The organism is Curtobacterium sp. 24E2, from assembly GCF_016925595.1.
Classification (GTDB): domain Bacteria; phylum Actinomycetota; class Actinomycetes; order Actinomycetales; family Microbacteriaceae; genus Curtobacterium.
The window spans coordinates 3,713,411-3,733,467 of the sequence record NZ_CP068987.1; the positions used below are offsets into that span (position 1 = coordinate 3,713,411).

At 70.7% G+C, this 20,057-nt stretch carries 24 protein-coding genes and 3 pseudogenes; 15 read left to right on the forward strand and 12 right to left on the reverse strand.

The annotated features are described in order from the left end of the window. The first annotated feature begins 47 nt into the window (after positions 1 to 47). From JN350_RS18210 to JN350_RS18220, 3 genes are all read left to right on the forward strand, one after another. The gene (locus JN350_RS18210) at positions 48 to 929 is read left to right on the forward strand and encodes an ABC transporter ATP-binding protein (RefSeq protein WP_205463082.1); all 882 of its coding nucleotides are present in this window, start codon (positions 48 to 50) and stop codon (positions 927 to 929) included. Continuing rightward, positions 926 to 2,002: an ABC transporter permease gene (locus JN350_RS18215; protein ID WP_205463083.1), complete on the forward strand. Its 1,077-nt coding sequence runs from the start codon at positions 926 to 928 to the stop codon at positions 2,000 to 2,002. The genes JN350_RS18210 and JN350_RS18215 overlap by 4 nt, the downstream gene beginning before the upstream one ends. Positions 2,003 to 2,083: 81 nt before the next feature. Next, entirely contained in the window at positions 2,084 to 2,626 is a 543-nt protein-coding gene (locus JN350_RS18220) for a hypothetical protein (RefSeq protein ID WP_205463084.1), read from the forward strand. A gap of 22 nt (positions 2,627 to 2,648) precedes the next feature. Here the strand turns inward: JN350_RS18220 and JN350_RS18225 are convergent, their stop codons facing one another. Beyond that, complete coding sequence (locus JN350_RS18225; RefSeq protein WP_205463085.1) at positions 2,649 to 3,683, reverse strand: YeiH family protein; 1,035 nt, start codon at positions 3,681 to 3,683, stop codon at positions 2,649 to 2,651. A gap of 57 nt (positions 3,684 to 3,740) precedes the next feature. On the opposite strand from JN350_RS18225, the gene JN350_RS18230 reads away from it, so the two are divergent. Continuing rightward, a complete protein-coding gene (locus JN350_RS18230; RefSeq protein WP_205463086.1) occupies positions 3,741 to 4,406 on the forward strand; it encodes a hypothetical protein in 666 nt (221 codons plus the stop codon). Here the strand turns inward: JN350_RS18230 and JN350_RS18235 are convergent. Continuing rightward, positions 4,397 to 5,005, reverse strand: a complete 609-nt coding sequence (locus JN350_RS18235) for an LppP/LprE family lipoprotein (protein ID WP_205463087.1) — start codon at positions 5,003 to 5,005, stop codon at positions 4,397 to 4,399. The genes JN350_RS18230 and JN350_RS18235 overlap by 10 nt on opposite strands. 64 nt (positions 5,006 to 5,069) lie before the next feature. Between JN350_RS18235 and JN350_RS18240 the strand changes: the two genes are divergently transcribed. The 4 genes and pseudogenes from JN350_RS18240 to JN350_RS18255 all read left to right on the forward strand — a co-directional run. Next, positions 5,070 to 5,891 (forward strand): alpha/beta hydrolase, encoded by an 822-nt coding sequence (locus tag JN350_RS18240; RefSeq protein WP_205463088.1) that lies wholly within the window; start codon positions 5,070 to 5,072, stop codon positions 5,889 to 5,891. Between the two features lie 146 nt (positions 5,892 to 6,037). Further along, on the forward strand, positions 6,038 to 6,382 hold the full coding sequence (locus JN350_RS18245) for a hypothetical protein (protein ID WP_205463089.1): 345 nt from the start codon (positions 6,038 to 6,040) through the stop codon (positions 6,380 to 6,382). A 70-nt stretch (positions 6,383 to 6,452) separates the two neighbouring features. Next, positions 6,453 to 6,545, forward strand: a pseudogene (locus tag JN350_RS18250) (DivIVA domain-containing protein); the annotation flags it as partial. 39 nt (positions 6,546 to 6,584) lie between these two features. After that, a pseudogene (locus JN350_RS18255) lies at positions 6,585 to 6,704 on the forward strand (DivIVA domain-containing protein); the annotation flags it as partial. Positions 6,705 to 6,815: 111 nt separating this feature from the next. Here JN350_RS18255 and JN350_RS18260 read toward each other — a convergent pair. The 3 genes from JN350_RS18260 to JN350_RS18270 form a co-directional block, all read right to left on the reverse strand. Further along, complete coding sequence (locus tag JN350_RS18260) at positions 6,816 to 7,967, reverse strand: Gfo/Idh/MocA family protein (protein WP_205463090.1); 1,152 nt, start codon at positions 7,965 to 7,967, stop codon at positions 6,816 to 6,818. Next, positions 7,964 to 8,797, reverse strand: coding sequence for a sugar phosphate isomerase/epimerase family protein (locus JN350_RS18265; RefSeq protein ID WP_111086653.1), 834 nt, complete (start codon positions 8,795 to 8,797; stop codon positions 7,964 to 7,966). Before JN350_RS18265 ends, JN350_RS18260 begins: the two co-directional genes overlap by 4 nt. A gap of 91 nt (positions 8,798 to 8,888) precedes the next feature. Continuing rightward, positions 8,889 to 10,253, reverse strand: coding sequence for an MFS transporter (locus JN350_RS18270; RefSeq protein WP_194646996.1), 1,365 nt, complete (start codon positions 10,251 to 10,253; stop codon positions 8,889 to 8,891). A 132-nt stretch (positions 10,254 to 10,385) separates the two neighbouring features. On the opposite strand from JN350_RS18270, the gene JN350_RS18275 reads away from it, so the two are divergent. After that, positions 10,386 to 10,970 (forward strand): TetR/AcrR family transcriptional regulator, encoded by a 585-nt coding sequence (locus JN350_RS18275; RefSeq protein WP_240347426.1) that lies wholly within the window; start codon positions 10,386 to 10,388, stop codon positions 10,968 to 10,970. 82 nt (positions 10,971 to 11,052) lie between these two features. On the opposite strand, the gene JN350_RS18280 is transcribed toward JN350_RS18275, so the two are convergent. Continuing rightward, the gene (locus JN350_RS18280) at positions 11,053 to 11,235 is read right to left on the reverse strand and encodes a hypothetical protein (RefSeq protein ID WP_123939346.1); all 183 of its coding nucleotides are present in this window, start codon (positions 11,233 to 11,235) and stop codon (positions 11,053 to 11,055) included. 172 nt (positions 11,236 to 11,407) lie between these two features. Here JN350_RS18280 and JN350_RS18285 point away from each other — a divergent pair, with 172 nt between their 5' ends. From JN350_RS18285 to JN350_RS18300, 4 genes are all read left to right on the forward strand, one after another. Further along, positions 11,408 to 12,169 (forward strand): LamB/YcsF family protein, encoded by a 762-nt coding sequence (locus tag JN350_RS18285; protein ID WP_205463092.1) that lies wholly within the window; start codon positions 11,408 to 11,410, stop codon positions 12,167 to 12,169. Further along, positions 12,166 to 12,798: a 5-oxoprolinase subunit B family protein gene (locus tag JN350_RS18290; RefSeq protein ID WP_205463093.1), complete on the forward strand. Its 633-nt coding sequence runs from the start codon at positions 12,166 to 12,168 to the stop codon at positions 12,796 to 12,798. Before JN350_RS18285 ends, JN350_RS18290 begins: the two co-directional genes overlap by 4 nt. After that, entirely contained in the window at positions 12,795 to 13,679 is an 885-nt protein-coding gene (locus JN350_RS18295; protein ID WP_205463094.1) for a 5-oxoprolinase subunit C family protein, read from the forward strand. The genes JN350_RS18290 and JN350_RS18295 overlap by 4 nt, the downstream gene beginning before the upstream one ends. Before the next feature lie 80 nt (positions 13,680 to 13,759). Beyond that, positions 13,760 to 14,062 carry a putative quinol monooxygenase gene (locus JN350_RS18300; RefSeq protein WP_205463095.1) on the forward strand — a complete coding sequence of 101 codons (303 nt, stop codon included), beginning with the start codon at positions 13,760 to 13,762 and terminating at the stop codon, positions 14,060 to 14,062. 11 nt (positions 14,063 to 14,073) lie between these two features. Here JN350_RS18300 and JN350_RS18305 read toward each other — a convergent pair whose 3' ends face one another. From JN350_RS18305 to JN350_RS18320, 4 genes are all read right to left on the reverse strand, one after another. Then, positions 14,074 to 14,832 carry a glycoside hydrolase family 16 protein gene (locus JN350_RS18305; protein ID WP_205463096.1) on the reverse strand — a complete coding sequence of 253 codons (759 nt, stop codon included), beginning with the start codon at positions 14,830 to 14,832 and terminating at the stop codon, positions 14,074 to 14,076. A gap of 149 nt (positions 14,833 to 14,981) precedes the next feature. Next, positions 14,982 to 16,037 carry a DUF2891 family protein gene (locus JN350_RS18310; RefSeq protein ID WP_240347427.1) on the reverse strand — a complete coding sequence of 352 codons (1,056 nt, stop codon included), beginning with the start codon at positions 16,035 to 16,037 and terminating at the stop codon, positions 14,982 to 14,984. Beyond that, on the reverse strand, positions 16,024 to 17,094 hold the full coding sequence (locus JN350_RS18315; RefSeq protein WP_205463097.1) for a DUF979 domain-containing protein: 1,071 nt from the start codon (positions 17,092 to 17,094) through the stop codon (positions 16,024 to 16,026). The genes JN350_RS18310 and JN350_RS18315 overlap by 14 nt, the downstream gene beginning before the upstream one ends. Continuing rightward, a complete protein-coding gene (locus tag JN350_RS18320) occupies positions 17,091 to 17,798 on the reverse strand; it encodes a DUF969 domain-containing protein (RefSeq protein WP_205463098.1) in 708 nt (235 codons plus the stop codon). The genes JN350_RS18315 and JN350_RS18320 overlap by 4 nt, the downstream gene beginning before the upstream one ends. Before the next feature lie 221 nt (positions 17,799 to 18,019). Here JN350_RS18320 and JN350_RS18325 point away from each other — a divergent pair, with 221 nt between their 5' ends. Further along, entirely contained in the window at positions 18,020 to 18,562 is a 543-nt protein-coding gene (locus JN350_RS18325) for a GntR family transcriptional regulator (RefSeq protein WP_240347428.1), read from the forward strand. A 46-nt stretch (positions 18,563 to 18,608) separates the two neighbouring features. Here the strand turns inward: JN350_RS18325 and JN350_RS18330 are convergent, their stop codons facing one another. Both JN350_RS18330 and JN350_RS19960 read right to left on the reverse strand, forming a co-directional pair. Beyond that, the gene (locus JN350_RS18330; RefSeq protein WP_205463100.1) at positions 18,609 to 18,830 is read right to left on the reverse strand and encodes a hypothetical protein; all 222 of its coding nucleotides are present in this window, start codon (positions 18,828 to 18,830) and stop codon (positions 18,609 to 18,611) included. Positions 18,831 to 18,862: 32 nt separating this feature from the next. Then, positions 18,863 to 19,437, reverse strand: a pseudogene (locus JN350_RS19960) (TetR family transcriptional regulator). A 148-nt stretch (positions 19,438 to 19,585) separates the two neighbouring features. Here JN350_RS19960 and JN350_RS18345 point away from each other — a divergent pair. Continuing rightward, positions 19,586 to 20,044, forward strand: a complete 459-nt coding sequence (locus JN350_RS18345) for a hypothetical protein (RefSeq protein ID WP_205463102.1) — start codon at positions 19,586 to 19,588, stop codon at positions 20,042 to 20,044. Positions 20,045 to 20,057 lie beyond the last annotated feature (13 nt).

The window sequence follows — 20,057 nt, forward strand, 5'->3', positions numbered from 1 at the left end:
AATAGCGTCGACGCAGGCGGCGCAGGCCGTCGCGAGAGGGGTACGACATGCTCACCATCGAAGGGGTGACCAAGCACTTCGGCGACCGCCGGGTGCTCGACGACGTGGGGTTCACGGTCGGTAACGGCCGCCTCACCGGGTTCGTCGGCGGCAACGGCGCCGGCAAGACGACCACCATGCGCATCATGCTCGGTGTGCTGCAGGCCGACGCGGGATCCGTCTCGATCGACGGCACCGTGGTCCGGCCCGCCGACCGCCGCCGCTTCGGCTACATGCCCGAGGAACGCGGGCTGTACCCGAAGATGCCGGTGGCCGAGCAGATCACCTACATGGCCCGGTTGCACGGCGTCGACAAGCGCGCGGCGACCACGCGGACCACCGAGCTGCTCGAACGGCTCGAGCTGACCGGCCACGCCGACGACGCCGTCGAGAAGCTGTCGCTCGGCAACCAGCAGCGGGTGCAGATCGCCGCGGCCCTCGCCCACGATCCCGAGGTGCTGGTGCTCGACGAACCGTTCTCGGGCCTCGACCCGATGGCGGTCGACACGGTGCTGGGCGTCCTGCGCGAGACCGCGGCGCGCGGGGTCCCGGTGCTGTTCTCGAGCCACCAGCTGGACGTCGTCGAACGGCTCTGCGACGACGTCGTCGTGATCGCGGGCGGCACCATCCGTGCCGCCGGCCCGCAGGACGAACTCCGCAAGCAAGCAGGGCCCGCCGCCTGGGAGCTGCTGGTCGACGGCGACGTCGCCTGGCTCCGCGACGAGCCCGGCGTGACGGTCCGCGAGTTCGACGGCGGCTACGCCGTCTTCGAGGCCGACTCGTCCACCGCCCAACACGTCCTGCAGCGGGCCGTCCAGCAGGGCACCGTCGGCTCGTTCGCCCCGCGGGTCCCGCGGCTCAGCGAGGTCTTCCGGGAGGTCATCCGATGAACGACTCCTTCGTGCAGGCCGTGCGGCTCGTCTCCGCACGCGAGATCCAGGCACGCATCCGCAGCAAGGCCTTCGTGGTCTCCGCCCTCATCCTGATCGGCATGGTCGTCGCGTCCATCGTGGTCGGCGGGATCGTCGGCAAGGCCACCGCCGACGACACCACGCCGGTCGCCGTGGTCGACGGTGTCTCCCTACCCACCACGAGCGGACTCGACGTCACGAAGTCCGGTTCCGTGGCCGACGCCGAACGGCTCGTGCGGGACGGCGACGTCGACGCGGCGGTCGTGCCGTCCGACGACCCGCTCGGCTACAAGGTCGTCGGACTCGACGAGGCCCCGACCGACGTCGTCTCCGCGCTGAGCGTCACACCACGGATCGAACTGCTCGACCCGGACGCGCTGCCCGGCGGACTCGTCTACCTCATCGCCATCGCGTTCGGCGTCGTGTACTTCGCCTCGGCCGTGACCTTCGGCCAGTCGATCGCGCAGAGCGTGGTCGAGGAGAAGTCGACCAGGGTCGTCGAGATCCTGATGTCCGCGATCTCGGCCAGGGCGCTGCTCGCCGGCAAGGTCCTCGGCAACAGCGTGATGGCGTTCGCGCAGATCGTCGCCGTGGCCATCGCCGCGGTCGTCACCCTGGCGGTGACCGGGCAGGACAACATGTTCTCGATGCTCGGCCCGAGCATCCTGTGGTTCGTCGGGTTCTTCGCCGTCGGCTTCGTGCTCATCGCGTCGCTGTTCGCCGCGGCGGCCGTGCTGGTGTCGCGCCAGGAGGACGTCGGCAGCGTCACCACGCCGGTGATGATGCTCGTGATGATCCCGTACATCCTGATCATCGTCGCGTACAACAACCCGACGGTGCTCGGCATCATGTCGTACGTGCCGTTCAGCGCACCGATCGGCATGCCGATGCGGATCTTCCTCGGCACGGCCGAGTGGTGGGAGCCGATCCTGTCGCTCCTGATCGTGGTCGCCGCGGTGGTCGTGGTCGTCCTGGTGGGCGCTCGCGTCTACGAGAACGCGCTGCTGCGGACGGGCAGTCGCGTGAAGCTGACGGAGGCGCTGCGCGGCTGACGCCGCGGTTTGTTCGGGAGGCCCGGATCACGTGAGCAGGTCAGCTCACGTGATCCGGGCCGGTTCTGACATGCTGAGCGCATGTCAATTCTTGCATCAGGGGTGGACCCTACGGCGCTTCCACCCTTCTTCTCTGCATTCGCCGCCGGCGCCTCCGCTGTCGTCGCCGGCCTCAGCTTCTGGATGGCGCGGTCGAACAAGGAGCGCGACGAGGCCCTCATCGCGGGGCAGCACACCCGCGGGCGTCGGAAGGCGATGACCGACGTGCATCTTCAGATGACCTCCGGCGAGGTCGCAGCGGCACGACACCTGGCGGGCACGCTCGAAGCAGCGTCCCACGAGCAACGACCAGTGTTCGCGCGTGACCGCCGCGAGGACCTGACCAAGGCGTTCTACACCCTCTGCTGGACGATCGAGTACGTGGACAACGTCCGCGAGATGTGGTTACAGCACGAGAAGGGCAAGGGGCCGAGCTGGTACCTGAAGTGGAACGAAGAGGCGATCTACCTGGGCGCGAAGAGCATCCGGACGGCTCTCACGGGCATCGACAGCGCGTTCGAGCAGAGCACGCAGCTGGTCTGGCGTTCCGTGCACGACGTCGCGCGGTCCCGCGGATTCGCCTGACCCAGGACGGTCACCCGATCGGTCAGCCGAGCAAGCCGAACACCGCCTGCGCCGCGAGGCTCGTGCCCGCCACCAACACCCAGAGCGCGATACCGAGCAGCATCGGACGGAAGCCGGCACGTCGCAGCGCCGCGAAGTCCGTCGAGCACCCGATCGCCGCCAGGGCCACCGTGATGAGGAACGACGCCGCGGTCGAGAGCTCCGGGGCAGCGTCAGCCGGCAGCACCCCGACGGTCCGGAGCAGCACCACCACGAGGAACCCGATCAGGAACCACGGGACCAACCGGAACACACGGAAGCCGCTGCGCGACCCCGTGTCGGGCGCGAGCTGCTCGCGGGAGGCGCGTCGGGCCTCCAGTCCGGCCAGCCCGATGACGATCGGGATGATCATCAGGGTGCGCACCAGCTTCACGACGACTGCCGTGTCGGTCGCCTGGCGACCGTAGACCGTCGCCGTGGCGACGACGGACGACGTGTCGTTCACCGCCGTCCCCGCGAAGACGCCGAAGGCGTGCTGGCTGAGGCCGAGGGCATGGCCGAGCAGGGGGAAGGCGAACACCGCGGCGATGTTGCAGAGGAAGATCGTCGACATCGCGTAGGCGACGTCCGCGCTGACCGCACCGATGACGGGCGTGACGGCCGCGATCGCGGACGCACCGCAGATGCCGGTCCCCACGCCGATCAGGGTGCGGAGGGCGCCCGACACCCGGAGCAGTCGGCCGATCCCCCACGCTGCTCCGAGACACACGACGAGCGTCGTGAGCATCACCGGCAGGGTCTCACCGCCGATGCGCAGGACCTCGCCGATCGACAGCTGCGCGCCGAGCAGGACCACCGCGAACTGCAGCACACGGCTCGACGAGAACTTCACGCCGGGGGCGAGTGCCGCCAGGTCGCCGCCGGTCCGACGGCGGACGAGCCAGCCGAGCACCGCGCCGATCAGGACGGCGGGGACGGGTCCGCCCACGACGGGGACGGCCGTGCCGATCAGGGTCGCGACGAGGCCGATCGCGACGGCGACGGCGACGCCGGGCACGGCGGTGCGGGCGAACTGCATGAGAACAGCATCTCGTGCTCGCGGCCGTGGTGCGGTCCAGCCGGGCAGGATGGTGCGGTGGAGTACTCGGGCGAGCGGTGGGTGCAGCGGCTGCGTGACGGCGAGATGCCGAAGCGGTGGCCGGTCCTGCTCGTGGCCGCGGTGACGACGGCCGCGGGGATCGGCGTGCTCGTCGCCGAGTTCGCGTCGCCGGACTTCCTGCGCGGTCTCGACAGCGCCCGCACACAGGCCAACTTGATCCTGTGGCCGCTGTTCGTCGCCGGGTTCGGCCTGCTGCTGGCGGTGGTGACCTGGAGCGCCGGTCGGACCGATCGCCGCACCCTGGCACGGATCCGGGAACGCCGCGCGCCCCGGTTCCACCTGCCGGTCTCCGCGTCGGGGTTGCGGGCGACCGACGACCTGCCGGGCCCCCGACCCGAGATCTGGACCGTCGACGCGTCCGGTCTGCACGCGTGGGCGCCGTCGCGGGCGGAGCCGGTGTTCGACCTGCCCTGGACCCACATCCGGAAGTTCTCCGTCGCCACGAAGGACGCACGCGGACAACGGGTCGACTTCGGCGTCTGGATCAGCACGACGGTCGGCGAAGACGTCGTGGTGGAGCCACGACCAGCACTCGGACGCGGGTTCGAGGGCGGCCCGGACAAGCTCGCGACGATCGTTCGGGTCCTCCGCGCTCTGCAGCGCGAGCTCGGCGGTCGAGGCGCTGCCGCCGATCAGCCCTGAGCGGGCGGGACCTCGCCGGTCATGTCGACGCGCTCGGTGCCGTCGTTCCAGATGTACGTCGCGGTGGTGCGACCGGATGCGTCAGCGTTCGCCTCGTTCGCCTTCGCGTACGTGTAGGTGACCTTGATCGAGGCGTCGGCCAACCGCTCGATGGCCGGCTCGAACGCGTACTGCTCGGAGGTCGCGGTGCCGAGGTACCGGCCCTGGTGGAAGAGCAGGATCGCGTACGGCGACCCGGCGGTGCCGAACTCGGGCGCGACGACGGACCAGGACAGTGAGGCGCAGGCGTCGTAGCCGGTGTAGTCGGCGTTCGCAGCGTCCCACTCGGTGTCCTCGAGGCCGGCGGGCGAGGGCAGCGCAGCGATCCCGGCGGCTGCTGCCTCGGAGCCGGTCGCGGGACCACAGGTCGGGGTGGGGGTCGGCGTCGGTGTCGGCGTGCTCGTCGGCGACGGGGTGGCTGCCGTGTCCGTCGGCGCCGCGGTCACGGTCTCGGTGACGGTCGGGGTCGCGTCGCCACCGTCCCCGCCACCGGAACAGCCGGTCAGCAGGGCGACCACGGCGGCGCCGGTCAGGAACAGAGCAGTCTTCGAGGTGCGCACCACTCCACGGTGCACCGACGGCAGTGTCGGCGCTCGCATCGTTACCGGCCCGTAGTCTGCTGGCATGCGGGGAGAGGGCATCGGGGCATCGGCGGACGTCGTGGACGACCACGTCGTGGGTCCGCACGGACCGGTCCCGATCCGGCGCTACCGCCCGCAGGACCCCGCAGCCGCTCCGACGCTGGTCTGGCTGCACGGGGGTGGGTTCTTCCGCGGCGACCTGGACCTGCCCGAGTCGGACGCCGTGGCCCGGGCACTCAGCGCCCGCGGCATCCCGGTGATCACCGTCGACTACCGCCTCGGTCCGCTGCCCGGCATGCCCTGGTTCGGGCGGACGGGTCCACGAGCACGCCGACGTGCACCGCACGCGCGGGACGAGGTCGTAGCGGTGCTCCGCTCGCTCGCGGAGGAGTGCCCGGCCGGCCTGGTGCTCGGTGGCGCGAGTGCCGGCGCATGCCTCGCGGCGTCGGCGGTCGCTGCTGGCCCGCCCCTGGCCGGCACCGTGCTCGCGTACGGGTCCTTCCACGCGCGGATCCCCCGCGACCCAGCGGTGCAGCGTCTCGTGCGCGGGCACCGGCGGATCACGCACGCTCCACTGTTGCTCGACGCCGCGAACCGCACCTACGCCGGGCCGCTCGGCGCCGGAGCGTTCCCGGCACCGGAGGACCTCGGCACGTTCCCGCGCACCCTGGTGCTCGACGCCGAGCGGGACACGATGCGCGCATCCGGCGACCGGTTCGCACGGCAACTCGGTGCCGCGGGGGTCGATCTCGAACGTCACGTCCTGCCCGACAGCCGGCACGCCTTCCTCAACCGACCGGGCAGCATCGACTTCGCGGCTGCCGTCGACCTGATCGCTTCGTGGGTGGTCCGCCGACCCGACTGAGCGTTCGAGCGTGTGCGACCGTCGGACATTCCGGTGACGCCACGGCGAACCGGACGTATTCTGCTGTCGGAAGCAACGGCGGTTCCGAACACCCTTCGCCACGTTCACCGTCGTGGCGTCCCGCCTCTGCGACGAAGAGTCCAACCGTGACCGAACACCTCATCGAGTACGTCGCCCGTGACCGCACGGGCATCACCGCCGTCGTGACGACCACCAGCGTCATCGACGTCGACACCGTGATCCAGCACATCAGCTCCGGCCACACCGGCTACTACGTGGCTGCCGACTCCTGGAAGCGCACGCCGGTCCGGAGCATGTCGTTCATCGGCGGCACCTACCTGTTCGCGAACTGGGACGGCTCGAAGCGGAACATGCTGCACGACCTGGCGTTCCGGTCGCCGACGCGCGCGGTCCGGACAGAGGAGCCGACGGAGACCCGCTTCGCGCGCTTCCTCAGCGCGGTATTCGGCCGCCGACTGCCGCAGCCCTGACCCCCGCCTACCCTGCCGCCGCCGCTCCGCACGTCCGTGAGAGCATGACGGGCATGCAGAAGGGGAGCACATGCTCGCGAAGGACGTGTCCGACAAGCGGTTCCGACCGACCAAGTGGCGGGAGGGCTACGACCAGGGTGAGGTCGATGCGTTCCTCGACCGGATCCAGACCACCCTCGCCGGGTACGAGCAGGGGCGGCCGGTGGATCCGCTCACGCCGGATGACGTGACCGCCGTGCGGTTCCAACCGACGAAGTTCCGCGAGGGCTACGACCAAGACCAGGTCGACGACTTCCTCGACCAGGTCGTCGTGGCACTCCGCTCGCACGCAGCTCGCTGAGACCGGCGCCGACGCCGACGCGGAACGACATCCCCGTCGTCGTACGACGTCGGGGATGTCGTTCCGGGTCGATCCCGCCAGTCGAGCGAGCCCTCAGACCTGCGCGCCCTCCAGCGTCGCCGCGAGCGGGTCGAAGTCCTCGGGCAACGACGCGATCGGTGCGACGGTCGACTCGACCTCGATGAACGAGCGGGCGGCGATCGACTCCTCGACCGCGACCATGGTGTCGAGCACGTGGTACCCGACCTCGCCGGTCGCGATGTGCGAGCCACCGCCGCGGATGGCCCGCGCCATGTCGAGCACGCCGAGCCCACGGCCGACGGTGGGCTCCTCGTCGAGCAGCACGTCCCACTCCTGCGAGAAGGGGAACGTCGCGTCCGCGGTCAGCGGCCGCGCGATCCGGATCGGGTGCCCACCACCGAACGTGTTCGGGTCGGGCAGGACGATCGTGCCCTCGGTCCCGTTGACCTCGAACACGCCGTGGCGGAACAGCGGGGTGTCGAAGGACAGCAGCGACTGTGCGTTGCCGCCCTGCTCGAACGAGGTCAGGACGGAGACGTGGGTCGGCACCTCGACGGGGAACGAGTCGCCCGCGTTCGGTCCGACGACCAACTGCCGCGTCGACCGCGACTGAGACCCCGTCGCGACGACGGAGTCGATCGGTCCGAGCAGGTGCACGAGCGCCGTGAAGTAGTACGGGCCGATGTCGAACAGCGGGCCCGCACCCTTGGCGTAGAGGAACGACGCGTTCGGGTGGAACACGTCCGGCCCCTGCCACTGCATGCTCGTGACCGCGGTGAGCGGGGTGCCGATCACACCGGCCTCGATCGCTCGCTTGGCGGTCTGCCAGCCCGGGCCGAGCACGGTGTCGGGGGCGATGCCGAGCTTCAGGCCGAGGGAGTCGGCGAGTTCGACGAGCGATGCGGCCGAGGCACGGTCCACGCCGATCGGCTTCTCGCTCCACACGTGCTTGCCGGCACGCAGTGCGTCCATCGAGACGGCGACGTGCGTGGCGGGGAGCGTCAGGTTGATGACGATCTCGACGTCGGGGTCGGCGAGCACGGATGCGCCGTCGCCCGAGGCCGCGACACCCCACTTCGAAGCCGACGCCGCGGCGCGCTCCGTGTCGATGTCGCCGATCCGGACGACCTCGACGTCGGGGAACGTCGTGAGGTTCGCCAGGTACTGCTCGCTGATCATGCCGGCGCCGATGAAGCCGATGCCGACGCGTCCGGTGCGGGTCATGCGGACACCTCCGATGCGGACGACGAACCGGCCGGCGCGAGCTGTGCCGCGAGCCACTCGTACGACTGCTGCACACCGTCGAAGACGTCCCCGTCGAACCCGTCGAACTCGATGACGGCGTACTCGAGCGCCGTCGCCGCACGCAGCGCCTCGGCGAGCCGGACGTCGCCCTGGCCGGCCGGGGTCTGGTCCGTGGGGATCGTCGCGGTGGAGATGTCGTCGCGCATCGGACCGTCCTTGACGTGCACGGCGACGATGCGGTCGCCGAGCTCCTCGATGAACGCGACGACGTCGATGCCCGCGGCCGATGCCCAGTAGAGGTCGAGCTCGAGCACCACGGCCGGGTCGAGCAGCGACGCGAGCACCTGCAGCGCGGGCTGCCCGTCGATCTGCGGTCGGAGCTCGTGGTCGTGGTTGTGGTAGCCGACGCGCAGACCGTGCTCGGCGGCCTCGACGGCGGCGGCGTTCAGTCGTGCGGCGACGCGCTCGACGCCCTCGCGGGTCGTCCACGCGTCGGGCCCGACGAACGGGTCGATGACGATCTCGAGGCCGAGTTCCTTCGCCGCGGCGAACGTGTCGGCGTGCGACGGAGCGGTCATCACGGTGCCGTCGGGCAGCGGGATGGTCTCCTCGACCAGGAACGCGTGGCCGGTCTTCGCGGTGATGCCGTGGGCGTCGAACGCGGACTTGAGCTGCGGTGCTCGGTCCACGAACGCGAACGCCTCGACGGTGTCGAAGCCGATCTCGGCAAGGCGGCGGACGCCGCCGTCGAGGTCGGGCTCCAGCGCGGCGTTCACCGTGTAGAGCTGCAGGGAGATGGCGGGAGCCATGTCGGGTCCTTTCCGGGGTGGTACAGGTGACTGCCTGGAGGCGCGACTCGCGTTGCGGACGCGAGTCGCGCCTCCCGGCTGGTTGCGTTGGTCAGCGGACCGACTTGATCGGCAGGATCACGAGGGCACCGAGGATGACGGCGACGCCGGCACCCCAGAGCATGAGCGTGTAGTTCTGACCACCGCCGATGCCGAGCAGGAACAGGCCGACGGCCGGAGCGAGCGACTGCGGCAGCGCGTTCGCGATGTTGATGACGCCGAGGTCCTTGCCGGGGCGTTCCGGGTCGGGCAGCACGTCGACGATCAGGGCGGTGTCGATGGCGGCGTAGATGCCGAAGGCGAAGCCGAGGACGATCTCGGCGAAGTAGAAGCCGCCGACGGTGTCGACGTGGGCCAGGATCACGAGGCCGACCGCGGTCAGTGCGGTGGAGCCCCAGACGAAGACCTTCCGGCGCTGGACGCGGTCCGACACCCAGCCGGAGACGGCGGCGCTGACGAGCAGGGCGACCGTGTACAGCAGGACGCCGAACGCGACGACCCCGACGGCCTCGGCCTGTGGCAGACCGATGCGGTCCTGCATGTAGAGCAGGCGGTACGTCGTGAACATGAACGTGCCGAAGGTGATGAGGAAGCGACCCCACCATGCCAGGCCGAAGTCCGGGTGCTTGATCGGGTTGGTCCAGAACGAGCTGATCAGGTTGATCCAGCTGAACGGCTTGACCGGCGTCGTCGGCAGGTCGTCGCGGGCCACGAAGCAGTAGACGAGGATCGCGATGATCGCCAGGACACCCGGGGCGATGAAGAGGACCGGCAGGTTCCCGACCAGGTACACGGCCAGGTACAGACCGGCGAGGATGGCGGTGTTCTGCGCGAGGGCGATGACGCTCGAGGCCTTGCCGCGCTGGAACTCCGGCACGTTGTCGGCGAAGCTCGCGGTCAGCGTGGCGAGGACGGCGTTCGCCGTGACCTGCGCGAGGACCCAGGCCAGCGTGAGCTGCAGGACGTTCGGCGAGAACGCGAGCCAGGCGAGCGAACCGACGAAGACGATGACGCCGCCGAGCATCCACGGGCGTCGGCGTCCCCACCGGCTGCGGGTGCGGTCGGAGATCGCACCGAACAGCGGGTTGGCGAACAGCGCGCCGAGGGCACCGAACGGCAGGACGGAGCCCACCACGGTCTCGGGGCTCGTGGGGTTGAGCTCGGTCGCCTTGATCGACATGCTCACGAAGACCGGCGTGAGCAGGGCGACGAACAGGCCGAACTGGGCGAAGCTGAGGCCCCAGAGGTAGCCACGGCCCACACGCATCGTGCTGACGGACTGCGTGATCCCCTCGACCGAGAACGCTCGGGGCGCCGCGGCGTCCGAGGCGGTGGCACCGGCGGCTGCGGTGACCGCTGGTGATGCGGTCCCGGCGATGCCGCGGGTGGGTTCTTCCTTCGACGTCGGTGTCGACATGACTCCTCCTCGAGTCATAGGGGGCTTCGGGGCCCTCGAATACCTAGTGCTGCTAGGTGATCGGGACTGTAGCACCGGAAACCTCCGACCGGAAGTTTTTGCGCCGATTGTTGCGCCGGTACATTGGCACCTGTGACCTCCAACGATGGAATCGGCACCAGGGGCCCCTACGCCAAGGGCGTGCAGCGTCGGCGGGAGATCCTCGACCAGACGCTCGACGTCGTCGCCTCGCGCGGGATCGACGGCACCTCGCTGCGCGCCATCGGCGATGCGATCGGGGTCTCGCACGCGGCGCTGAAGCACTACTTCTCGTCACGCGAAGCGCTGCTGGTCGAGGTCCTGCGGGAACGCGATGCCGCCTCGGACCGGGCTCTCGGCGACACCGCGGGCGTCTTCACCAGGCTGTCGTTCGTCGCCGACCGGAACGTCAGCGAGCCGGCACTCGTGACCCTCTACACGACCCTGCTCGGGGCATCGGTGGAGGCCGGCAACGAGACGGCGCGGGAGTTCTTCGCCGCACGGTTCGACGAGGCACGGGGGAACCTGGTCGCCCAGCTGCGCGACGAGCTCGCGGCGTCGGGGCGGCACTCGGACGCCGACCTCGAGCAGGTGGCGTCGCTCATCATCGCGGCGTTCGACGGACTGCAGGTGCAGTGGCTGCTGGACCGGAACGTGGACATCGCGGGGACGCTGCGGTTGCTGGAGCGGGTGTTGTAGGGGGCGTGCCACGTGTCGACGTGGAACGACGTCCTCGTCGTCGTACGACAACGAGGACGTCGTTCCGAGTCGACGAACGACCCTACTCCTCGCCGTCCTCTTCCGGGTTGAAGTGCGAGTCGTCCCCGACGTGCCCAGCGGCCAGGCCGTCCGGGTCGTTGGGGATGGTGTTGTCGTCGCCGAGCCCACCCGGCTTCTCGGTGCCCTCGGAGTCGTTCACGGGGGCCTTGGCGTCGTCGTCGTGCGTGTTGCTGCTGTCGGTCATGGTCTGCTCCAGTGCAGTGGTCGAACCGAGGGCGACGCCCCCGGCAGGTGCTGACCTCGGACGCTACGTGCCGCTGCTCGGAATCCACCCACCAGCCGCGTGCCCCGACCGGTCGACAGCGGGGTCGCCGCTCGGTAGATTGTTCAACAACCCGCGACGACAGGGAGTCCCCGTGACGACGATCGACCTGAACAGCGACCTCGGCGAGGGGTTCGGCGCCTGGACGATGGGCGACGACGCCGCGATGCTCGACGTCGTGTCGAGCGCCAACATCGCCTGCGGATTCCACGCCGGCGACCCGACGATCATGCTCGTTACCGCCCGCGCCGCCGCCGAGCGCGGGGTCGCCATCGGAGCACACGTCGCCTACCGCGACCTCGCCGGCTTCGGTCGCCGTCCGGTGCACGTCACCCCGGACGAACTCCACGCCGACGTCGTGCACCAGCTCGGCGCGATGGCCGCCACCGCGCGGGCCGCCGGCACCGCTGTCACCTACGTCAAGCCACACGGCGCCCTCTACAACACCGCCTGCGCCGACCCGGTCCAGGCCGAAGCCGTGGTCCGGGCGGTCGCCGACGTCGACAGCGCGCTCGCGGTGCTCGCGCTGCCGGGTTCCGAACTCCTGCTCGCTGCCGAACGCCACGGGCTCCGCGCGGTCGCCGAGTCCTTCGCCGACCGTGCCTACGAACCCGACGGCGCCCTGGTGTCCCGCAGCACGCCGGGATCGGTGCTGCACGATCCGGACGAGGTCGCGGCTCGCGTCCTCCGCATGGTCACCGACGGGGTCGCGACCGCCGTCGACGGCTCCGAGCTGCGGGTCAGCGCCGACTCCGTCTGCGTGCACGGCGACTCCCCGGGTGCCGTCGCGATGGCGCGCGCGATCCGATCACTGCTGACCGAGCACGGCGTCACGATCGCGCCGTTCGCGCCGTGACCGTCCTCGACCTCCGGCCCGCTGGGCGCGCGGCCTTGCTCGCCACGTTCGACTCGCTGCCGCAGGTCGTCGCGTTCCGCGCCGGGCTGACCGCGGCTCGGCTGCCCGGCCTCACCGAGGTCGTGTCCGGCGCGCGGACCCTGCTGCTCCGTTACGACCCGGCGTCGACCGACGCCGCGAGACTCCGCAGCGCACTCGAACGGGTCGTCCCGTCCGTCGACGCCGAAGCGGCGAGCGCCGCGGACCCGCTCGTCATCCCGGTGGTCTACGACGGCGAGGACCTCGACCAGGTCGTCGCCCTGACGGGCATGCGCCGCGACCGCGTGATCGCGTGGCACACCGGCCAGCTCTGGACGAGCGCCTTCTGCGGCTTCGCCCCGGGCTTCAGCTACCTCACCGGCACCGAGCCGTCACTCGACCTTCCACGCCGGAGCACGTCGCGCACCGCCGTCCCGAGTGGCGCCGTCGCGCTGGCGGGCGAGTTCAGCGCCGTCTACCCCCGCGTCTCTCCCGGCGGCTGGCAGCTCATCGGCCGCACCGACGTGCCGATGTGGTCGCTCGACCGGGAGCCGCCGGCGCTGGCACCCGCCGGCACACGGGTCCGGTTCGTCGACGCGGGTGCGGCATGAGCGGGCTGACCGTCCTGCAGGTCGGCTTCGGCGTCGCCACGCAGGACCTGGGGCGCCCCGGCTTCAGTGACATGGGCCTCGGCGCGGCGGGCGCCGCCGACCGCGGATCCGCGGCGCTGGCCAACCGGCTGGTCGGCAACCGTCCCGATGCGGCCGTCCTGGAGGCCCTGCTCGGTTCCGTCACCCTGCGGACCGACGCGTACGTGGTCGCCGCCACCGCCGGGGCCGCCTGCCCGGTCGAGATCGAGCGGGCAGACGGGCGGGTCCGCGGTGCGGCCTCGCACGAGGTCCTGATGCTCGCCCCGGGCGACACGCTCCGGATCGGTACGGCCACCGCCGGGCTGCGCTCCTACATCGCGGTCCTCGGCGGGTTCGCGGTCGAGCCCGTGCTCGGCAGTCGCTCGTGGGACTCGCTCGCACGCCTCGGGCCTCCGCCGTCGTCACCGGGTGACGTCCTGCCGATCGGCGACGCGCGCGCTTCGTGGCCGATCGTCGACGCCGTGCCGCAACCCGACGAGCGCTGGCCGGACGACCCGGTGGTCCTCGACGTCGCCGCCGGCCCCCGTGACGACTGGTTCACGCAGGGCTGGCGCGACACCCTGACCGGTCAGGACTTCACCGTCGGGTCGGACAGCGACCGCGTGGGGGTCCGCACCACGGCTCCGCAGCCGCTCGTCCGCGCCGTGACGCACGAGCTGCCGAGCGAAGGCGTCGAGACCGGGTCGCTGCAGGTCCCGCCGGAGGGCTTCCCGGTGCTGTTCCTCGCCGACCACCCGGTCACCGGCGGCTACCCCGTCGTGGCGGTCCTCACGCCGGAGTCGGTCGACCGGGCGGCGCAGCTCCGGCCGGGCGACACCATCCGCTTCCGGCTCGTCCACTGACGACCGGCCGGCTGACCGATCCGGAACAGGTCGGTGCCGCCGCCGGTTGAGTCGGACACTACCGACGAAAGGTGCACCACATGTCGATCACCGTCCTGCTCGAAGTCCAGTTCCAGAGCGACGTCCCCGCTGACACCGTCGAGGCGGCGATCCGCGAGACGCTCGCGCAGACCCGCGCCTTCGACGGCTGCGAGTCCCTCGAGGTGCTGGTCGACGACGCCGACCCGACACGCATGGTCGTCGTCGAGTCCTGGACGAGCGGGGCCGCCCACGACGCCTACGAGGCATGGCGGGCGACCCCGGACGGTGCCGCAGCGATCGGACCGATCGTCGCCGCACCGCCCGTCGCGCGGACGTTCGCACGGACGATCGCGATCGGCTGACCTGCTGCGGGTCAGCCCGTGTACTCGTAGGTGCTGACCCAGTCGATGTCGAGGTGCCCGGCGGCGCCCCAGTTCCCGACCTGGAACATGTACCGGTGCGCGGTCGTCGGCACGTTCGACGCCACCGTCTTGATGACCTTGCCGTCGAGCAGGTACTGCACCGACTTGCCGGGGATCCACTCGACCGAGTAGACGTGCCAGCTGCGCCAGGTCACCCCGGTGCTCATGCTCGTCGAGTTCGCTTCCTGCCCGGCGACCATCGAGTGGTGGTGGAGCATCGGCGATCCCTCGAAGTTCGCCTCCGGGTAGTCGATCTCGCCGTCCGACCAGACGTTCGACGACGGCCACAGCATGAACGCTGCACCGTTCCCGCTGCCGCCGGTGGCCTTGGCACGGACGCTGAACTTGCCGCCCACGTGCGACCACGCGCCGTTCGGGGTCCCGAAGGTCCCCGCGGCTCCGTGCTTGCCGTCGAGCTTGACGTCCATGTAGCCGTCGCGGGCGCTGACCTGTGAGCCCGACCAGTACGTGCCGGCCGTCCCGTCCGGGTAGGGCTGCCACGAGTTCGCGTAGGTCTTCGCGAACTGGCCGTTCGCCGAGGCCGTCGTGCTGAAGTTCTCGACGAAGGTCTGCTTGAACTTGCCGACGTTGCCGACCGGGGCGGTGACCCCCGCGTAGGCAACGGTTCCCGCTCCGAGCGGTGCCGCCACGACGACGGCTCCGATGAGTGCGGCGATGAGTGCTGTCCGCCTGATCCTGCGGTGCTGCATGTGTCACTCCCTGGTGTGACTGGTGGCACCCGTTCCCTCGGGCACCCAGCCGGATCTCGGCTGCGCACCGAGGGTAGGTGCATCCTGCAACCGATGCAGGGGGTTGACAGCAGCAGGCCGGACCGGCGACCATGTCCCTCGTTCGAGGGTCAGCGCGCGGCGTGCTCCCGCGCTTCCATGGCATCCCAGGCGAAGCTCGCGAGCCAGTGCGTGGAGTAGTACTCCTCGCCGACACTGGCGGCCAACCCCGAGGCCAACAGCCGGTCGGCCGCCTCGTCGAGCAGGGTCGCGAGCCCGTCGTCGTCGAACGCACCGGCGCGCAGGGCGTCCGCGATGCGCCGGGCCGAGCCCGCTCGCGACAGGTCGAGCCCGAACAGGTGCACCTGCTGCGGGTCGTTCTCGTCGCGGACCACCGTCGACTGCAGGATCGCGTCACCCGACCGCACCTGGGCGAAGAAGCCGTCCGACCACGTCGCGAACTCGGCCGGGGTCAGCACAGCCCGCATCAGGTCGGCCTCGGCCAGTCCGGCGGACAGGAAGTCGTGCCCGCTGCGCTCCCAGGCGAACGGCCACCCGGCGTCCTCGCCGAACCACTCGCGCGCCGCCCGCTCCACCGTCGCGGCGAGTTCGTCGCGACCGAGCGACCGTGCGGCCTCGAGCACGAGCAGCAGCCCGAACGCGGAGTTCGAGTGCACCCCGTGCCGCACCGGGTGGGCAGCGCCGTCGACCCACCGGGTGACGAGGTCCTCGAGCACGTCGACGACGGGCGCGAACCCGGGGGCGAGCTGCCGGATGGCTGGCACCTCGGACGCGGAGACCTCGGCGGCGAGCTTCGCGAGCCAGGCCCACCCGTAGGGGCGCTCGTAGTGCGGCGTCGTGTGGAAGTAGGCGGCTTCCGTCGCCAGGTGATCCGCGCTCAGGTGGGCCTGCAGGATCGTGGTGAGCCGGGCCTCCTGGTCGGCCGGCAGGCCGTGCGCGACCAGACGCGCTGCGAGCCAGTGCATGTGCACGGACGAGTGCCAGTCGTAGGACGTCGCGAAGGCGGGGTGCAGCTCGACCGGCAGCGCTCGGTCGTCCGGGCCGGACGTCGTGTGGTGCGCCGCGTACGGGTACTCGCGCGAGGTGTTCTCGGCGGCGACGGCCGCGAAGCGGTCGGCCCACGCGGCCCGGGTCAGGTCGAGCGGGGCACCATCAGAAAGCGACAAGGTACATGACTCCCATGTTGACGACGAGCAGGATGGCGGCGGTCGGGATCTGCGCCTTGATCGGACCGTACTTGTCCCGCATCTCGAGCAGGGCGGCCGGCACCAGGTTGAAGTTCGCGGCCATCGGCGTGACCAGCGTTCCGCAGAAGCCGGCGAGCATGCCGATGGCGAAGACCGCGGCGGGGTTGCCGTCGAAGCCCTGCACCAGGACGGGCCAGCCGATCGCGGCCGTCATGATCGGGAAGGCGGCGAACGCGTTGCCCATGATGATCGTGAAGAGCGCCATGCCGAGGCAGTAGACGACCACCGCGGCGATCAGCGAACCACCGGGCAGGATCGACTTGATGATCGTGCCGACGGCGTCGCCGACACCGGCCTGGGTGAACACGATGCCGAGGGTGGAGAGCATCTGCGGCAGCAGCGCCGCCCACCCGATGGCCTGCAGCAGTCGGCCGCCCTCGCGGATGGGCGTGGCGATCCTCGGCGGGCGCAGGACGAACACCGCGACGACCACGGCCAGCACCGAGCCGATGCCCAGGCCGGTCAGGGTCGCGCTGCCCTCGGCGAGCAGCGGTTCGCCACTGATCGAGACGAGCGGACCGAGCGTCGCCACGAGGACGGCGACCACGGGCACGACCAGCGCCGGGATGAAGAGCTTGTTGCCGAACCGGGTGGCGAACGCCGCACGCTCGTCCGGGCTGGTCGTCGCGAGGACACTCGTGCTGGCGGACGGTTTCGTCGCGGCAGCGGTTGGCTCGGCCGGGCCGGTCTCGGCACCCGTGCCGGCGCCGGGGATGCTGGCGACCCGCGAGCGACTGGTGGTCCCGGTGAACCCGAGTCCGGCGAGCGCGACCATCACCAGGACGGCGATGCCGAGCACCCACGACGGCGCGGTCTTCGCGGCGACGAAGGTGCCGTAGAAGAACGAGACCCCGAGGATCCCCCAGAACGCCGCGTTGCCGAGTCGCTTCGCGTGCGCGGTGTCCGTGACGATGAGTACGGCCACCGCGATGAAGAACGCACCGATGAGCCAGTAGAGCCATTCGCTGGTGATCACGCTGCGGCTCCCTGCGTCGGGGCGTCGACGCGTGCGTCGGCGGCCATCTTGTCGAGCGTGCGGTCGAACAGCAGCAGCCGCGTGCCGTGGACGAGGAGCGCGGCGATGCCGGTCGGGATCGCCCACAGCGCCAGGTCGATGGGTTCGAGCGACAGACCGTAGGTGGCGTCGACGAAGGTCGTGATGAGCAGGATCGAGCCGACCGCGACGAACACGTCCTCGCCGAAGAAGACCCCGACGGTGTCCGACGACGCCGAGTAGCCCTTGATCTTCTCGCGCATCCGCTCGTCGATCCGGCCGTACTTCTTGATCGCCGCCCCTTCGGCCATCGGGTGCACGAGCGGCCGCACGGTCTGCGCCGGCCCGCCGATGCTGGTGAGGCCGACCGCGGCCGTGACCTGCCGGATGGCCAGGTACCCGGCCAGCAGACGACCCGTCGTGAGCCTGTCGAGCTTCGCGATCAGGCGCTTGGCCTGGTCCTGCAGCCCGTAGCGCTCGATCAGGCCGATGACGGGCAGGACGAGCGCGAAGGTCGTGACGGACCGGCTCGACGCGAAGCCGTCGCCGAACGCGGTGAGGATGCCGACGGGACCGATCCCGCCGATGGCCGCGGTGACGATGCCCGCGACGGTCACGACGAGCAGCGCGTTGATGCGCAACGCGAACCCGATGATGACGACGGCGACGCCGATGAGGACGAACATGCGGGACAGTCTGGACCGCATTGTTCAACAATCGCAAGGGGGTGTTCTGCTCTGTAACACGACGGTCACACGGTGCGGGGTTCGCACCCTCGATGCCCGAGGCCGTGTCAGGATCGGGACATGACCCGAACCGTCAGTGGTGCCGACTCGACGGCCGAGCGGCTGCGCACCCTGATCGCGGCGGGCGAGTTCTCCCCGGGGCGCAGCTGTCCGAGGAACGGTTGAGCGACCAGCTCGGGGTGTCGCGGAACACGCTGCGCGAGGCCTTCCGGCTGCTCGCACGCGACCGGCTCGTCGAGCACGTGTTCAACCGCGGGGTCTTCGTGCGACGACTCTCCGCCGAGGACGTCGCCGACCTGTACGCCGCCCGGCGGGTGCTCGAGGAAGCCGCGGTGCGTGCGTGCTCACCGACGGCACCGGCACTCGATGCAGCCGCGGCGGCCGTCACGGCTGCACGGGACGCTGCTGTCGCGGGCGACTGGGGCGCCGTGGGCACCGCGGACATCCGGTTCCACTCCGAACTCGTCCGCGCGGTCCCGAGCGCTCGGATCCACGGGCTGATGGACGGGCTGCTCGCCGAGATGCGGCTGGCGTTCCTGACGACCGACGACCCGGGGTCGTTCCACGCCGAGTTCGTGGAGCGGAACGACGCGATCGTCGTGGCGCTGCGCGCCGGCGACCAGGCCGGGGCATCGGCGCTGCTGGCGGACTACCTCGACGATGCGGAGCGGACGCTGCGGGTGGCCGCGGGCGCGGCAGGCTGACGGGAGGCCCGGTGCGGGTCCTGCCGACGCGCTCGGACCGCCTCGACTAGCGCTGGTACCGGCCGAGGCCGCGCTTCCTGTCGCGGAGCGCGACGGCGAGCATGCTGCCACCGAGCACCAGCCACAGGACGGCCATGATCGTTCGGAACGTGCTCGGCTCGACGATCGCCAGGACGCCCCAGACCACCCCGACCGCGAGCCACACCACGCCGACCCAGACGAGCGGCCGCCCGAAGGCCGCGCGGAAGAACCGGTTGTCGCTGCTCATGGGCCGAACCCTACGCCCGGCCGTGCGCCGCGTCAGCCCCCGACGAGCGCCTTGACCGCGTCGATCACGATCTGCCGACGCCGCGCGGGTGCGACCGCCGCGACCAACGAGCCGTACTCGGGAGAACTCGAGCTCCAGAACGCAGCGAGGTGCATCACCAGGCCCAGCAGCACCGCGGGCCGGTAGCTGCGCGGCAGGACCCCGGCGCGCTGTGCGTGCTCGACCGCGGCGACGGCCTCGGCGTTGCTCGCGATGACGGCTTCGAGCGCACCGTCGCTCCCCGCTCGAGGCGGTGCCACGTCGCGAGCCGTTCGGCCCAGGGCCGCTGGACGTACGAGTCGTGCAGGCGAGCCGCCCACTCGGCGAGGTCGTCGGTGTCGACGGGGACCTCGTCGAACGTCTCGGCGACGGTCTGGGCGAGCAGAGCGTCGAACAGCCCCTCCTTGCTGCCGAAGTAGTGGAAGATCTGCGCCTTGTTGCTCGACGCCGCCGCGGCGATCCGCTCGACCTTGGCGCCGACGAGCCCGGCCGCGGCGAACTCGTCGCGTGCTGCGAGCAGGAGTCGTGCGCGCATCGCGTCGGCGGCTGGGGGCGTGAAGCGTGCCATGCAGACAACCGTACTGACGCAATGGCAACTCGTCGCAACATTTCATTGTCACACCGGTGATACTGACACTTTGCTACCGTCGAACGTGTACGAACGGGCGCCGGACCAGGCACGGTCCGACGCCCTTGTTGATCGCGAAGGAGCAATCATGCATCTCCGTAAGCGACGAAACTGGACCTCGACCGGGGTCGTGGCCTGCATCACGGCGGCGGCCGTCTTCGGAACCGCGGTGCCAGCCAACGCCACGGCACCCCTTACGTCCGCGCTGACATCCGAGTCCGCGTCCGCGACCGCGTCGAGCACCACGGTCCGAACTGTTCAGACTGACGTCCGCGCCGCGACCGGAGCCGTTGCGCCCTCCGGGCCAGGGGCCGTTGGCGCGACGACTTCTGGTCACGACGGTGACAGTGCGCGGAGTTGGTCAACGATCGTCCGGACCGCGGTCAACGCCCTGAAGAAGATCCCCGCGCTCTGGAAGAAGCTCTCCGACGGCGTCAAGAAGTCCTACGCAACCTTCCAGCGGACGGCGTGGCCGGCGATCAAGACGGTCGTGAAGACCATCAGCGCCCTCATCACTGCCTGGGACATCTGGAAGTTCTTCAACTGATCCATCGCCGGAA

Excerpts from the sequence above, each read along its gene's own strand:
- JN350_RS18300 (WP_205463095.1), top strand. The coding sequence starts at position 13,760 with ATGTCGATCACCGTCCTGCTCGAAGTCCAGTTCCAGAGCGACGTCCCC.
- JN350_RS18215 (WP_205463083.1), top strand. The coding sequence starts at position 926 with ATGAACGACTCCTTCGTGCAGGCCGTGCGGCTCGTCTCCGCACGCGAG.
- JN350_RS18330 (WP_205463100.1), bottom strand. The coding sequence starts at position 18,830 with ATGAGCAGCGACAACCGGTTCTTCCGCGCGGCCTTCGGGCGGCCGCTC.
- JN350_RS18305 (WP_205463096.1), bottom strand. The coding sequence starts at position 14,832 with ATGCAGCACCGCAGGATCAGGCGGACAGCACTCATCGCCGCACTCATC.
- JN350_RS18345 (WP_205463102.1), top strand. The coding sequence starts at position 19,586 with ATGCATCTCCGTAAGCGACGAAACTGGACCTCGACCGGGGTCGTGGCC.
- JN350_RS18240 (WP_205463088.1), top strand. The coding sequence starts at position 5,070 with ATGCGGGGAGAGGGCATCGGGGCATCGGCGGACGTCGTGGACGACCAC.
- JN350_RS18220 (WP_205463084.1), top strand. The coding sequence starts at position 2,084 with ATGTCAATTCTTGCATCAGGGGTGGACCCTACGGCGCTTCCACCCTTC.
- JN350_RS18210 (WP_205463082.1), top strand. The coding sequence starts at position 48 with ATGCTCACCATCGAAGGGGTGACCAAGCACTTCGGCGACCGCCGGGTG.
- JN350_RS18320 (WP_205463098.1), bottom strand. The coding sequence starts at position 17,798 with ATGTTCGTCCTCATCGGCGTCGCCGTCGTCATCATCGGGTTCGCGTTG.
- JN350_RS18295 (WP_205463094.1), top strand. The coding sequence starts at position 12,795 with ATGAGCGGGCTGACCGTCCTGCAGGTCGGCTTCGGCGTCGCCACGCAG.
- JN350_RS18260 (WP_205463090.1), bottom strand. The coding sequence starts at position 7,967 with ATGACCCGCACCGGACGCGTCGGCATCGGCTTCATCGGCGCCGGCATG.
- JN350_RS18265 (WP_111086653.1), bottom strand. The coding sequence starts at position 8,797 with ATGGCTCCCGCCATCTCCCTGCAGCTCTACACGGTGAACGCCGCGCTG.
- JN350_RS18225 (WP_205463085.1), bottom strand. The coding sequence starts at position 3,683 with ATGCAGTTCGCCCGCACCGCCGTGCCCGGCGTCGCCGTCGCCGTCGCG.
- JN350_RS18270 (WP_194646996.1), bottom strand. The coding sequence starts at position 10,253 with ATGTCGACACCGACGTCGAAGGAAGAACCCACCCGCGGCATCGCCGGG.
- JN350_RS18280 (WP_123939346.1), bottom strand. The coding sequence starts at position 11,235 with ATGACCGACAGCAGCAACACGCACGACGACGACGCCAAGGCCCCCGTG.